Origin of the sequence: Vibrio cincinnatiensis (genome assembly GCF_022113815.1) — a bacterium.
Classification (GTDB): domain Bacteria; phylum Pseudomonadota; class Gammaproteobacteria; order Enterobacterales; family Vibrionaceae; genus Vibrio; species Vibrio cincinnatiensis_A.
In genome coordinates, this window is the sequence record NZ_SGOM01000001.1 from 404,569 (window position 1) to 417,322 (window position 12,754).

At 40.3% G+C, this 12,754-nt stretch carries 15 protein-coding genes; 4 read left to right on the forward strand and 11 right to left on the reverse strand.

The window, feature by feature from the left end; all coding sequences use genetic code 11:
• Complete coding sequence (locus EXA13_RS01830; RefSeq protein WP_238131599.1) at positions 1-933, forward strand: class I SAM-dependent methyltransferase; 933 nt, start codon at positions 1-3, stop codon at positions 931-933.
• Here EXA13_RS01830 and EXA13_RS01835 read toward each other — a convergent pair.
• The 5 genes from EXA13_RS01835 to EXA13_RS01855 all read right to left on the reverse strand — a co-directional run bounded on the left by EXA13_RS01835 (position 930) and on the right by EXA13_RS01855 (position 5,629).
• Entirely contained in the window at positions 930-1,568 is a 639-nt protein-coding gene (locus EXA13_RS01835; protein WP_238131600.1) for a CDP-alcohol phosphatidyltransferase family protein, read from the reverse strand. The genes EXA13_RS01830 and EXA13_RS01835 overlap by 4 nt on opposite strands.
• Complete coding sequence (locus tag EXA13_RS01840) at positions 1,561-2,208, reverse strand: ATP-binding cassette domain-containing protein (protein ID WP_238131601.1); 648 nt, start codon at positions 2,206-2,208, stop codon at positions 1,561-1,563. The genes EXA13_RS01835 and EXA13_RS01840 overlap by 8 nt, the downstream gene beginning before the upstream one ends.
• Positions 2,205-3,878 carry an ABC transporter permease gene (locus EXA13_RS01845; RefSeq protein WP_238131813.1) on the reverse strand — a complete coding sequence of 558 codons (1,674 nt, stop codon included), beginning with the start codon at positions 3,876-3,878 and terminating at the stop codon, positions 2,205-2,207. The genes EXA13_RS01840 and EXA13_RS01845 overlap by 4 nt, the downstream gene beginning before the upstream one ends.
• 9 nt (positions 3,879-3,887) lie before the next feature.
• The gene (locus EXA13_RS01850; protein WP_238131602.1) at positions 3,888-5,033 is read right to left on the reverse strand and encodes an ABC transporter substrate-binding protein; all 1,146 of its coding nucleotides are present in this window, start codon (positions 5,031-5,033) and stop codon (positions 3,888-3,890) included.
• A gap of 152 nt (positions 5,034-5,185) precedes the next feature.
• Positions 5,186-5,629: an META domain-containing protein gene (locus EXA13_RS01855; RefSeq protein ID WP_238131603.1), complete on the reverse strand. Its 444-nt coding sequence runs from the start codon at positions 5,627-5,629 to the stop codon at positions 5,186-5,188.
• A gap of 143 nt (positions 5,630-5,772) precedes the next feature.
• Between EXA13_RS01855 and EXA13_RS01860 the strand changes: the two genes are divergently transcribed.
• Positions 5,773-6,021 (forward strand): DUF1289 domain-containing protein, encoded by a 249-nt coding sequence (locus tag EXA13_RS01860; RefSeq protein WP_238131604.1) that lies wholly within the window; start codon positions 5,773-5,775, stop codon positions 6,019-6,021.
• Here EXA13_RS01860 and EXA13_RS01865 read toward each other — a convergent pair.
• Together EXA13_RS01865 and EXA13_RS01870 are read right to left on the reverse strand one after the other, a co-directional pair.
• Complete coding sequence (locus EXA13_RS01865; protein WP_238131605.1) at positions 6,013-6,234, reverse strand: hypothetical protein; 222 nt, start codon at positions 6,232-6,234, stop codon at positions 6,013-6,015. The genes EXA13_RS01860 and EXA13_RS01865 overlap by 9 nt on opposite strands.
• 160 nt (positions 6,235-6,394) lie before the next feature.
• The gene (locus EXA13_RS01870) at positions 6,395-7,651 is read right to left on the reverse strand and encodes an aromatic amino acid transport family protein (RefSeq protein WP_430794452.1); all 1,257 of its coding nucleotides are present in this window, start codon (positions 7,649-7,651) and stop codon (positions 6,395-6,397) included.
• A gap of 326 nt (positions 7,652-7,977) precedes the next feature.
• Here EXA13_RS01870 and EXA13_RS01875 point away from each other — a divergent pair, with 326 nt between their 5' ends.
• A complete protein-coding gene (locus tag EXA13_RS01875) occupies positions 7,978-8,841 on the forward strand; it encodes a DMT family transporter (protein ID WP_238131606.1) in 864 nt (287 codons plus the stop codon).
• A gap of 35 nt (positions 8,842-8,876) precedes the next feature.
• Here the strand turns inward: EXA13_RS01875 and glgC are convergent, their stop codons facing one another.
• Complete coding sequence (gene glgC / locus EXA13_RS01880; protein ID WP_346346942.1) at positions 8,877-10,112, reverse strand: glucose-1-phosphate adenylyltransferase; 1,236 nt, start codon at positions 10,110-10,112, stop codon at positions 8,877-8,879.
• Between the two features lie 45 nt (positions 10,113-10,157).
• Complete coding sequence (locus EXA13_RS01885; RefSeq protein WP_238131608.1) at positions 10,158-10,934, reverse strand: EAL domain-containing protein; 777 nt, start codon at positions 10,932-10,934, stop codon at positions 10,158-10,160.
• Between the two features lie 637 nt (positions 10,935-11,571).
• Between EXA13_RS01885 and EXA13_RS01890 the strand changes: the two genes are divergently transcribed.
• Positions 11,572-11,886 carry a DMT family transporter gene (locus EXA13_RS01890; RefSeq protein ID WP_238131609.1) on the forward strand — a complete coding sequence of 105 codons (315 nt, stop codon included), beginning with the start codon at positions 11,572-11,574 and terminating at the stop codon, positions 11,884-11,886.
• 58 nt (positions 11,887-11,944) lie between these two features.
• Here EXA13_RS01890 and cspE read toward each other — a convergent pair whose 3' ends face one another.
• Both cspE and EXA13_RS01900 read right to left on the reverse strand, forming a co-directional pair.
• Positions 11,945-12,157 carry a transcription antiterminator/RNA stability regulator CspE gene (gene cspE, locus EXA13_RS01895; RefSeq protein ID WP_078924645.1) on the reverse strand — a complete coding sequence of 71 codons (213 nt, stop codon included), beginning with the start codon at positions 12,155-12,157 and terminating at the stop codon, positions 11,945-11,947.
• A gap of 327 nt (positions 12,158-12,484) precedes the next feature.
• The gene (locus EXA13_RS01900) at positions 12,485-12,721 is read right to left on the reverse strand and encodes an RNA recognition motif domain-containing protein (protein ID WP_238131610.1); all 237 of its coding nucleotides are present in this window, start codon (positions 12,719-12,721) and stop codon (positions 12,485-12,487) included.
• Between the last annotated feature and the right edge of the window lie 33 nt (positions 12,722-12,754).

The following is a 12,754-nucleotide window of genomic DNA, read 5'->3' on the forward strand; positions in this document are numbered from 1 at the left end:
ATGAATATCACTGCATTAAAAGAATTTTTTACAGAATTACATCAACAACTGGAAAAGACGCCCAATGAAGTTCGCCGTTTGTTTCATGGGCGAGGTCGTCAATGGCCAGGATTAGAGCAACTAACTGCAGACTGGTTACAAGGCCAATTGGTGGTGACATTGTACAAAGAAGTGGATATGGAGTACTTACAGGCTTTAACTCAAGGCTTAGAGGCATTGACTGATTCCCCATTGTGGCAAGAGAAAGCTGGGAAGTGCGTTTTATTACAGCACCGTTATGCCAATGGTGCACCTTCACAAGTGATTATCGGTGAGTTAGATTCGCATCCTATTGTGCAGGAAAACGGTTTATCGTATCAGTTGACCGTTGGAACTAACCAAAATATGGGGTTGTTCTTGGATATGCGTTTAGGTCGAGAGTGGGTTCGCTCTCAAGCTAAGCAGAAAACGGTATTAAATCTCTTTGCTTATACGTGCGGTTTTTCTGTTGCAGCGCTTGAAGGTGGAGCGGATAAAGTCGTCAATGTTGATATGGCGAGAGGCTCACTGGCCAAAGGTCGGGAGAATCATAAGCTAAATGGGCACAATTTAAATCAGGTAGACTTCTTGGGGTACGATATTTTTAAATCGTGGCGGAAAATCACTCATTCAGGTCCTTATGATTTGATCATTATCGATCCACCCTCGTTTCAAAAAGGCAGTTTTGCACTAACAAAAGACTATCAGCGCATATTACGTCGCTTGCCTGAGTTATTGGCTGAGCAAGGGCAAGTGCTTGCGTGTGTCAATTCCCCTATGGTTAGCTGTGATTTTTTAATTGATGGAATGAAACAAGAAGCGCCACAACTGAACTTTCAATACCGATTAGAAAATCCGTCAGAGTTTGCCGACATTGATAATGAAGCTGCATTAAAAGCACTGGTCTTTAGTTAATGGGGACATTTCCCTTCATTGGCTGAGGCTTGAACCAGAGTATGATAACCAGAATATAAGCGAGTTAGGGTGGTTAACCAGCAGGCAAAGCCAAATAGATAAGCGATTAAGGAAAACGCGTCAGGAAACAAGCAAAACAGCACAAAACAGACGATAGTTTCCGTTCCTTCCGTTAACCCACCCATATAATAGAGAGATTTATGTGGATAGCTTGGGTTTGTGATGTCTCGTTTGCTGGCCATGATAGCAAAAGCAAGGAAGCTACTGCCTGTACCGATAAATGAAAAAATCAAAAACGCGCCAGCAACAGCATTATTTTCTGGGTTGGCGAGGACAAAGCCAAAAGGAATCAGCGCATAGAAAAGAAAATCGAGGCTAATATCTAAAAAACCTCCCGCATCGGTTAAGCCTTGTATCCGAGCAACTGCCCCATCCAGCCCATCACAAATCCGGTTTGCTAGAATCAATAATAACGCCAATAAATACTGCTCAAGAACCAATGCTGGTAGGCTTAAACACCCTAGGACAAAGCCAAATAATGTTACTTGATTGGCAGTGATATTGATGGAGTCTAGAACGTGCGCGAGTTTAGAGAGTGGCCACCGAATGGCAGGAACAGTGTAGCGATCAAGCATGAGGTATCTCCTTAGGCCAATGAATCATGTGATCACAGTGAAGCACATCTTCCTCATCATGCGTCACCATTAAGGCTGGAATTTGCGAGTGATGCAGTTGTTCAAATACCCAGTCACGAAATTGATAACGCAGAGTTTTATCCAGTTTACTAAATGGTTCATCAAGCAAGGCTAGCTTAGGTTTTGCCAGCAGCATACGCAGTAAACTGATTCTTGCTTTTTGCCCACCAGAGATTTGCTGAGGAAAAGCATTCGCTAAAGAGGTTAATGAGACGTCTGCCAGTGCGTGTAATGCCGCTTCTTTTCTTTGTTGACCTTTTATCGTGTTAGGGAGTGCAAAGGCTAAATTTTCCCATATACGTAGATGAGGAAACAGTAAGTCGTCTTGAAATAGTAATCCAACGTTCCGTTGGTAAGGAGGGAGAGAGTTTAAGCGACATCCATCGAGCATTATCTCTCCCGAAAAAGTGAAAGCAGAATCAAGATGACCTGCGATGAGGTTGAGTAATGTCGATTTCCCACAGCCACTAGGGCCCATAAGGCTGACGATCTCCCCTATGGATATGCTCAGGTTAAATGATTCTAACAGTGCTTCACCAGTACGATGATGGAGAGATAAATGATGCAGATAAAAACTCATAACATTTCACTTCTGTAAGGCTTAACATGTCGTTGGTATGAATAAAACCGACTGACCACAATGGCGAGTAAGAAAAAGATAAAGGGCAGCAGTGTTTGCCACAATGCATAAATGGCGATCACTCGTCGGTCAAAACCACTGGATAGGGCGACCGCTTCCGTAGTGATGGTGGTGATTCGTCCGGCTCCGAGCATCAATGTTGGTAAATATTGTGCCAAGCTGACACTCACTCCGACGGCCCAAGCATAACCGATAGCCGGAAGAAGAAGTGGCATTTTAATTTGCCAAAAGATCTGCCACGATGCCTTGCCAAGGCTCTCAGCTATTTTGTTGTAGTTGTTTGGGTAGCTTTTCCACGGTCCAGCTAAGGCGAGGTAAACAAAAGGAAAAGCAAAAAACAGATGTCCCCAGATCGTCCATAGCCAATAACTGTGTACGGAAAAGAACAAAGTGACTATTTGCAAGCCAAACAATAATGAAATCGGTGGAATTAATAATGGTAGTAACAAAATGTAGGTAGGCAGTGCATGCTTAGCCTTTAAACGGTATTCATGAACAAGGAGTGCAGAAATCAGTGCTAAGCTACCACTGATAAAGGCTATCTCAATACTGTTATAGAGGGTAGGTGCTAGAGCTGGCCACTCTAACTGCCAAAACTGCAAACTGAATTTTTGCGGCCAGAGCGAGGGAAATGGCCAGCGTTGAGTCAAACTCCAGATCAACATGAGTGGAACCATGAGCAGGAAAGCACTAGCCAATAGTCCTAATAGCAGTTTACCTGCTAACCCGTGTGCATGCCGCCCAGACCACATCCAGCGGCGATAAATCCGGAGCATGAAATATTCGATGATGGTGATGACACCCAACATTCCTGTCGCAGTAAACATTAATAACATGGCCCCTGCTGCCGCACGTGGTAATCGTTGTAAATCAGGATCAGAAAACCACTGCCAGACCAGTACAGCAAAGGTTGGTGGTGTATTGGGTCCTAAAATTAAGCTCATATCGACTACTGAGGTGCCATAACAAATGACGGCAAAAAGAGGAAAGCGCATTTTGCTCAACCATTGAGGAAAGATAAGCTTTTGCCAGGTTTGTTGTGGTGAATAGCCCAATGAGCTACCTGTCGCAAGTACTGAAGACACGTTTAACTGTTGTAAAACGGGCAGGCTCATGAAAAGCAGAAATGGCACCTCTTTAAAGGTGAGCGCAAGGGTTAGCCCCAATGCATACGGATCATGAACCAACCACGTGCTATTTTGAGTACTCAGAAAGTTATCCGTGATGGCGTGCATAAGTCGAGCGGCAATCCCCGTTGGAGAAAACAGAAACGCAAAACCAATGGCAAATGCGACATGAGGGAAAGCCAGTAAAATCGAGAGCAAATTTTCAACGTGGTACCAGCGTTTTTGGTTCCAGAAGGTCGATAAAATAGCAAAGCTTATGGTTAATGCAAGGTAAGTGCTCAGTAAAGCAGAGCTTGTCGATAGCCATAATGAATGAGATATCCCAGCCCAATCTGTAAGTTCAATAAAACCTGATAGGTTAACTTGATGAAGCTCTAAGGCCGGAATATAAGAAAAAGCGGAACTTACCAACCCGAGAATTCCGGGAATGATAGGCGCGATGCAAATCAAAAGAATGGTTAAAAAACCAAAGCGTAAAAACATCAATAGCGACTACTTTGCTAAGCCATAACGTTTCTGCCATGCTTCCGCGAGCGCAGTTTGCCAGCTAGGATGTGGTTCAGCGATAGAGGGAAAACGCTGTGAATGATGTGTTGTATCTGTGAGGTATTGAGGTTGGATAACACTAGGATCTCCCCAGAGAGTTAAGTCACCTTTACGAGATTGAGCTTTAGCACTGAGTAAAAAATTGATAGTAACGAGTGAGCCAGATTGAGCGCTGGCATTCCAAGGAATGGCTAAAAAGTGAATATTGGTCAGAGCCCCCATTTTCATCGCGTAACTTTTTGTCTTAGTCGATAATTTTCCTGATGCTTGTGCGGAATAGACGGCATTGGGGTTAAACGTTAGGGCGAGATCAATCTGTCCGTCATCTAACAATTGAACCATTTCTGCAGAACCGGAAGGAAATTGTTTTCCACTACGCCATGCAACGGTATGGAGTGTATCCAGATAATCCCATAGCGGTTTAGTGATGATAGGGAAAGAGGCTTCATCAACAGGTAAAGCGAGTGATGGATCATTTTGGGTTAGTTCGATTAATAGGGCTTTTAGAAAACTGACACCATGAAACTCAGGTGGGCGAGGGTAAGTGATTCGATAAGGAAAGGCTTTTGCATAACTTAATAACTCAGCAAAGCTTTGTGGCGGATTATTCAATAATTGATAGTTATGAATAAAAACGAGCTGCCCAACTCCCCACGGCGCTTCTAAACCTTCAGTAGGTTCTGAAAAATCTTCATAAACGGGAAGCGTGTGATCGACCAACTGCCAGTTTGGAAGTTGTTGAACAAAAGGCCCATATAATAGTTGATTAGATTTCAGAGACTTAAAGTTAGCCCCATTGATCCAGACTAAATCGACACTTCCTAAGTCATTTTGTCCTGCAGTTTTTTCCGCAATTAATCGACTGGTTGTTTCTGCAATATCGGTCACTTTGACGTGAACAAGGTTTATTCCATATTGAGCCTTGAGTTGCTGTGCCGCCCAGCGGAGGTACTGATTCACTTCTTGGCTCCCGCCCCATGCATGGAAGTAGACGGTTTGTCCTTTAGCGTCTTCAACAACTTCTTGCCAAGCTTGTGCTTGAGTAAAAAATGAGAGCAGGCAAGTGAGACCGAATATGATCAGCTTTCTCATAATTATCCTAATTAACGTAATGATTTATCACTTATTATGGATGAAAAATGGGAAAAAATCTTATCGATAATGTAACTGATATCTGAATATTGGAACAGTAAGATGAGAGAGAGAATGAGAAATGGCAGCATAAGCTGCCATCTTACTTAATCTTATTGGACCCAATCACTTAGAGTAAAGGTGAGTGTATGAACATCATTTTTTAATGTTAATGTATTTTCTGAAACCGTAACATCGTTCCAATCAGAGAGTGATTGGGAAACCGCTTGTTCAGTATCCATCACATCACCAATACACATTTTCATGGTCATGCCCATTTTTTCAATACGGAACTGGTTATTTTTTAGTTCAGCTTGACCAAAAAAGTTGTTGCAACCGGCATTACCACTTGCCATCATTTTTTCACCGATTTCAAGACGAGGTGCATCATAATGCTCGCTCTTCACCCATTCTTGGCCATCAATATGCGTTAACTGCCAATTATGGTGTTGTAAATCGTCCGCAGTGACTTGTACTTGATCACCGTTACTTACACATGCAGTCACAAGGATAGGTAGTGCCATTGCCGCTAATAAGTTTTTTGAACTAAGCTTCATTTATCAATACTCCCAATATGGAAAACGTTGCTAGTATAATTAATAAAACACTGTTTTTGTCAGCGTAGAGTCATAGAATTTTTAATGCATTGGCGAGTATTCACCACCGTCAATTAGCCGATAGGAAACGATAAGGAGCCTCTATGGAGCAGTTAGAGTTTTTCCACATTCCGAGTCCGTGTATTGGCATATGTGCTGTCGATGATAAGGGGTATTGCCAAGGTTGCATGCGTAAAAGAGAAGAACGTTTTACGTGGCTAGAAATGACCCCTGCTCAGCAATTGCATGTAATTCATCTTTGTCGTCAACGTTATCAGCGTAAAAAACGGGCTAATAAAGTTGAACACTCACTTAATGTTGAATGTGATGACCCACAAAATGAATTATTTTGATACCCAACGATCGCTTACCCATCCTCCAGCGTGCTCATCAAAATGGAGGCCAGAAAAGGCACGCTTTTTCTCTTGTTTTTGTGCTGAATGAGCACTGTTTGTGCTAAGAAGAGTTTGAATATAGTTGGCCATAGGATCTGTGGCAGGGGATTGGTGGCGGTTAGCGACTTCTTTGATCATTTGAAGACGATAACTGGGGCTAGTACGTTTCATTGATAGACCTCCGAATGTGATCAAGACTACATAATAAGGTAGAACTTGGTTAATTATTCGTCAACACGGTCTATGCCATATATTTTCTAATCCAATCCACCCTAGTTATATTTTGGGGTTGGCTTTATTTGTGTGGGGGGGGGGGAGTTTCGGCGGGTTACTAATTGAATAGCCGAAAAAGTAGGGCGGAAACAGCCAGTACACCACTAACAAAAATGAAATAGGTACTGATATTCTTTTTATAAATATGTAAAAACGACACTTTGTATACGGCGACCATTGGCATGATGAACAGAATTACGGCAATTATTGGGCCAGATAGTGCTTCCATCATTCCAAGAATGCTCGGGTTTAGGATGGCTGTTAACCAAATCGTAAAAAAGAGAAATACAATGCCGATTTTATCTGCAATCGGGTAAGAAAGAGGGGTGTGCTTAGTGATTAATCCATTGAGGCTCTCTCTTGCGCCAAGAAAATGCCCTAAAAAAGAAGAAGTGATCGCAATAAAGGCAACGAATGGGCCCAATGTGCCAATCAATGGGTTATGTGTAACATTAGCAAGGTAGGAGAGAATGGATACATTCTGTTCTTTCGCTTCGACTAATTGCTCTGGTGAAAGCGTAAAAATACACGAGAAGACAAAAAATAAGACGAAGGCAATAAGTAATAAACTGGTTCGTTTTAGAATTTGCTCTGATTTTATCAGTGCTCGCCTTTGATAGTGGCGACGTTGTGTATGTGAAAAGCTTGATATGGCAGCAGCATGGCTAAATGAAAAGACAACTACTGGAATTGCTAACCATAAGGTTTGAGTAAATTTAGTCAACTCTGGCAGTGCTAGAGAAGGTAGGTTCCAACGTGGAATTAAGTAAATTGATAAGATGAGCAAGATTGCGGCTAAAGGATAGACCATCACTGCAAAAGTGCGCAGCATTATTCTTTCTCCACCGAGCATAATAGAGAAGAGAATTAACACTAAAAGCCCAGAAAGCAAAGTGCGAGGCGGCGGAGTAATGGCAGCTTGGTGAACAAGAAAGCTCTCAACCGTATTGGTTAAACCAACTCCGTAAATCAGTAAAATAGGAAAAATGGATAAGAAATAGAGCCAAGAGATGGTTCGTCCGGCTTTTACGCCAAAATGCTCTTGAATAACATCGGTAAAATCTCCTTGGCTATGCTGAGAAGAGAGCACAAAGCGAGCCAAGCCTCGATGGGAAAAATAGGTCATAGGGTAGGCAAGAACCGCTAAGATCACTAAAGGCCAAAATCCCCCTAATCCTAAATTGATCGGTAGAAAAAGAATCCCAGCGCCAACGGCAGTACCAAATAAGCTCAGTGTCCAATACGTATCATGTGTATTCCACGTTGATGAATTATTCGTAGTGCTGCAATTTGGCACGTTTATAGATTCTTTCACTTAAATTTAAACCATATTTAAATCTTAATTCTGGTTAAGCTACCATAAATAGACTATATGATCATTTTGACTAACTAGTTAAATACACTGTTTTATTGTCTATTTGAAATAGGATAAAACCGGGATAAAGCATTTTTATTGATTTTTTATTCTGTTTTTCTTGGTGGTTCTTAGTTGAATGGTCTTATTTTGTTATTATTTTTAGATAGTCATAATGCATTATCGAGATGATAACGAATAAACAAACTTGAGCGAAGAGTGGTGCTGCCGAGAGAATTGTCGCACAATTCACTTTCCCTAACTAAAAGAAGGCTCAGACCTTTACTATGTTTGTTCATTTACGTGCTGAACTAATTTTGATCATTACAACTGTGCTTGCGGCGGCCGGATGGGTGTTTTCAAAGCAAGCGATCGAAGGCTTACCTCCATTTGGTTTCATTGGCTTACGCATTATTACTGCGGCATTCATTTTGGCTCCTTTTTGTTTTTCTGCTTTTAAACAAGCGACATGGCAGGACTGTTTTCGTGCGATGGGTGTCGGTTTCTTCTTGGGCGGTTCAATTTTTTGTTGGATATATGCGATTTCAATCAGCCCAACGTTGGGGGAAGGGGCGTTCATCATGAGCCTATCTATGCTGTTTGTTCCACTGTTGGCATGGCCTTTATTTGGGCTGAAGCCTAATCGATCATTTTGGATTTCATTACCGATGGCTGTTTGTGGGCTATTCTTACTCTCTTGGAATGGTGCATGGCACATCGCTCCCAATCAGCTATGGTTTCTTATTGCTGCTTTTGGACTGGCTTTGCATTTTAATTTTAATAGTCAATATTCAGCGACGTTACCAAGCATGCTACTAACTACATTACAGTTGTTGATGGCGGGTTGCTTAGGGTTAATATTGTCGGTTTTCTTTGAAGCTTGGCCGAAGACGATTAGCTTAGTCACATGGAAGTGGTTTGCATTCAGTGTGTTGTTGGCAACCAGCTTGCGTTATTTAATGCAAACCATTGGGCAAAAAAATACACATCCTTCTAATGCCGCTATCGTAATGTTGTTGGAGCCGGTGTGGACATTGTTATTCAGCGTTTGGATTTACCAGGAAGACATGCCGTTTAACAAAGTGGTGGGGTGTACTTTATTATTAGGAGCATTACTACTTTATCGAATACCTTGGTCTCGATGCTCATAACAAAATGGGTGGGTATATTCCCACCCATTTTATGGTTAGAATCCGACTCGCGATCCTTTTGCTATGACAACAATACCTTCTTCTGAAACGGTAAAACGTTGTCTATCGAGTTCCAAATCTTCACCAATAATTGTCCCCGGTGCAATCTCAACATTTTTATCAATAACGGCTTTGTTAATTATGCAACCAGCACCAATTTTAACATCACCTAGAATAATGGACTCATTAACCATTGAGCCTTCAGCAATATTGGTACGGTAGCCTAAAATCGACTTATGGATTTTTGAACCCTGAATATAACTACCACCTGAAATCATACTGTCAGTAACTTCTACTTTGTTATTGCCTACGTCTACAAATGTTGCTGGTGAAAGCGGCGGATAGTAAGTGTGTATTGGCCAGCGTGGGTTATACAGCGAAAAGAGCGGATCTTTGGCTAACAAATCCATTTGTGATTGCCAGTAAGAACCGATCGTACCGACATCTCGCCAGTAACAGGATGAATGTTCCCCTGCAATGATATTCGTTGCAAAATCATAGACATAAACATTACCGCTTGGGTATAAGGTTGGAATGATGTCTTTGCCAAAATCATGCGAAGATTGTTCATTATTTGCATCGGTTCTTAGCTCATTACATAGCGTTTCTGTCTCAAAGATATAGTTACCCATTGACACTAGTGCCCAATCTGGTTCTCCAGGGATGGATTTAGGATGAGCAGGTTTTTCTTCAAAGCCGATCATCTTATAGTTTTCGTCTACTTCAATCACACCAAATTGAGAGGCTTGCGAGATAGGCATTCGAATTGCAGAGACGGTCAAACTCGCAGCATTTCTTTTGTGAAAATCCAACATCTGGCGAATATCCATCTTATAGATATGATCAGAGCCAAAAATGCAGACATGATCGGGACGTTGCAGCTCAATAAAGCGGATGTTCTGATAGATAGCATCCGCCGTTCCCTCATACCAACGTTTCCCATCACGCATCTGAGCAGGAATGGCATCAATAAAATGCCCAGTAATGCTGGAAAGGTTCCAACCTTTTTTCATATGTTGGGAGAGTGATTGTGATTTAAATTGCGTAAGTACATAAACGCGCATTAAATCTGAGTTAATAAAATTATTTAATGCAAAGTCAATCAGACGATAACTTCCTGCAAAAGGAACGGCAGGTTTTGTTCTTGTACTAGTTAGGGGCATTAAGCGGGAACCTTCTCCGCCGGCTAAAATCATGCCTAATATGTTCGACATTGTACTGTCCTCATTTATAGTATTTATTTTTAGGGATTCCCTTCATTGAGGGTAGTTATTGTATTAAACAACTTTTAAGTTACGTTCAAAAACTTGTAACTTAAAATATTCTAATGACATTGCTTTACACAGTAATTTTCCTTGAAAATAAGCTTTTCGATATTTAGATGTGATCGCATATTGTAAAATAGTATCGATACCATTTATTACGATTTTTATCTTATTCTCTTCAGCCATGCTAACGATGTTTTTTAGCCTTATTTGTTTCTCATTGTTATCAATCAATGCACTGATGAACTTCCTATCTATTACAATCGAATCAATATTATATTGACTCAGATAATGTAAATTAGATACGTCACCTGTATAGCTTCTAATGCAAATTTTTACTCCAAGTTGACGGAAAAGCCGTAGTACTTTTCCATACGGAGCACATCCATTAGCAAAAGTGCTTTTATCATTAATAACCAAGGAGATAACGAGGTTCTTGTCTCGTTTAGTCAATATGCTACAAAATCCATATAAGCATTCTTTTAGTTTGCTGCAAGCTAGGAAAAGCTCATTAATATTAATGTATAAGTTAAACTCACTCACATCATGAGGGGTGATGAAGTTATATATAATAGACTCAAGAAAATTTTTTGTAGTGATGAAGCTATCATTACTACAATTTTCTATATTGGCCATTTGGCTCAAAGAAATTAAACGCTTTTCTTTTGAAAAAGTATTAATGACTATTTCGCCACCAGTTAGTTCATGCTTATTATTAAAGATGGGTTTAATATATGGTTCGTGAATATCCGTATTGTTGATATATTCTATATTATTTATGCTTTTCATTTTAGCGATTCTAGTCTTCTTTCCATAGGGACTTATTTTTCGATGAAAATAATACTTCAGAAATCTCCTACTCGAAATGTTTTTATATGTAACGAAAAAATCCGAAAAGAAATATGTGTTGTTTTTTTGTTTTCTTATCTTACATTATGTGATGTTTCCATTCGTTATATGTGTTTTTTTTCTAGTTCTCCGTGATCGATGAATTTTTAAAAATATAATAATGTTGTTATATTTCAATTGGTTAAAAAAATAATATTATTATCTACACATCAAGATATTGGCATGAATTGTGTGTTTTTGTGAAATTATCAAAATAAATGATGGATTTTATTTGTAATATATTCTTACATTTGTTTTGTGGGAAAAGAGGATGTTAGAGGTGAATGGGAGGTTAATCGTAACTTTTTGTAGGATAATTCTGCTGTTTCTTTATCATTCAGTGTTAACTTCTGTTCATGTTAGCTTAAATTGGATGACATTGAGCTGACACAAATCAACCTATATTCAATTGTCTTTGATAAAACTTGGGTAAGAGGAGGTTTTTTGTTACTCTGCCAAACCGTAAGAAGTAAGGACGACCTTACCGCTCTATTTCCATTTCGGGGACGGCCCCATATTGATAGATAGGGGCATAGTGATGGCTTGGGTTCTTCTTTTTATTGCTGGTTTGAGTGAGGTCGCTTGGGCAACAGGCCTTAAATATACAGAAGGGTTTAGTAAGCCTATTCCTTCAATGATTACATTAGCTTGCTTAGTGGTAAGTTTTGTTTTACTGGGCTTATCGTTGAAAACTTTGCCACTTGGATTGGCGTATAGTATATGGGTTGGAATCGGTGTTGTTGGAACAGCGCTCGTTGGCCAAATCTTTTTGGGGGAACCATTTAGTCTGGTTAAAGCTGTGAGCTTAGGGTTGATTGCATTAGGGATTATTGGGATGAAATTAGCATCTTAGAATAAAAGTAAAACGCAGTGCCTCAGCACTGCGTTTGGGAATTATTGGCGTTTAATGCTTACAGAGCGGTTACTTGAGTCGCTTGTGGGCCTTTTTTGCCTTCTTCAACGTTGAAGCTCACTTTTTGACCTTCAGCTAAAGTTTTGAAGCCTTCTGAAACGATAGAGTTGAAGTGTACGAATACATCTTTACCACCGTTGTCTTGAGAAATGAAGCCAAAGCCTTTAGTTTCGTTGAACCATTTTACTGTACCAGTCATTTTACCAGACATAGTCACCTCTAAATATCTTAAGTGTTAATTGAATGAGTTTTTGGCCGAGATAAGCTGAATGGTCGATCTAGGTGCAGTTGACACAGGTATAACGAAAGATTTCGTGACTTGTATAACACTAAACTTACACTGAATTTACATTAACAACTCTTCTTTAAGAGCCGATAGCTACTATACACGGAGTGATTTAAATAGCTAGGATTATTTTTAATTATTTAGAGATATGCATCTATATGGTGATACAAAGCAAGGATATAGAGATTAACTATTTGATCTAACGGGTGATATAGAGGGGGTAGAACGAGAGACTCCCGTTCTACTTAAAGATTAATCAGTTTTTTTTACGCGAATTTTACTTTTCGCAAACAGGGTTAAGTTAAGGGCTGTGATGGCCGACTTTGCTTCTTCATCATTGGGCATAGTAACAAAGGCGAAGCCTTTTGAGAGTCCGGTTTCTTGGTCAAGGACTAATGTGCATTCCGTGACTTGGCCAAAATCGGAAAAGAGCACTCGTAACTCATGTTCTGTTGTCGTGCGAGCAAGGTTTCTAACTAACAATTTCATGGTGATTATCTTAAATGGATTGACAGCACATTG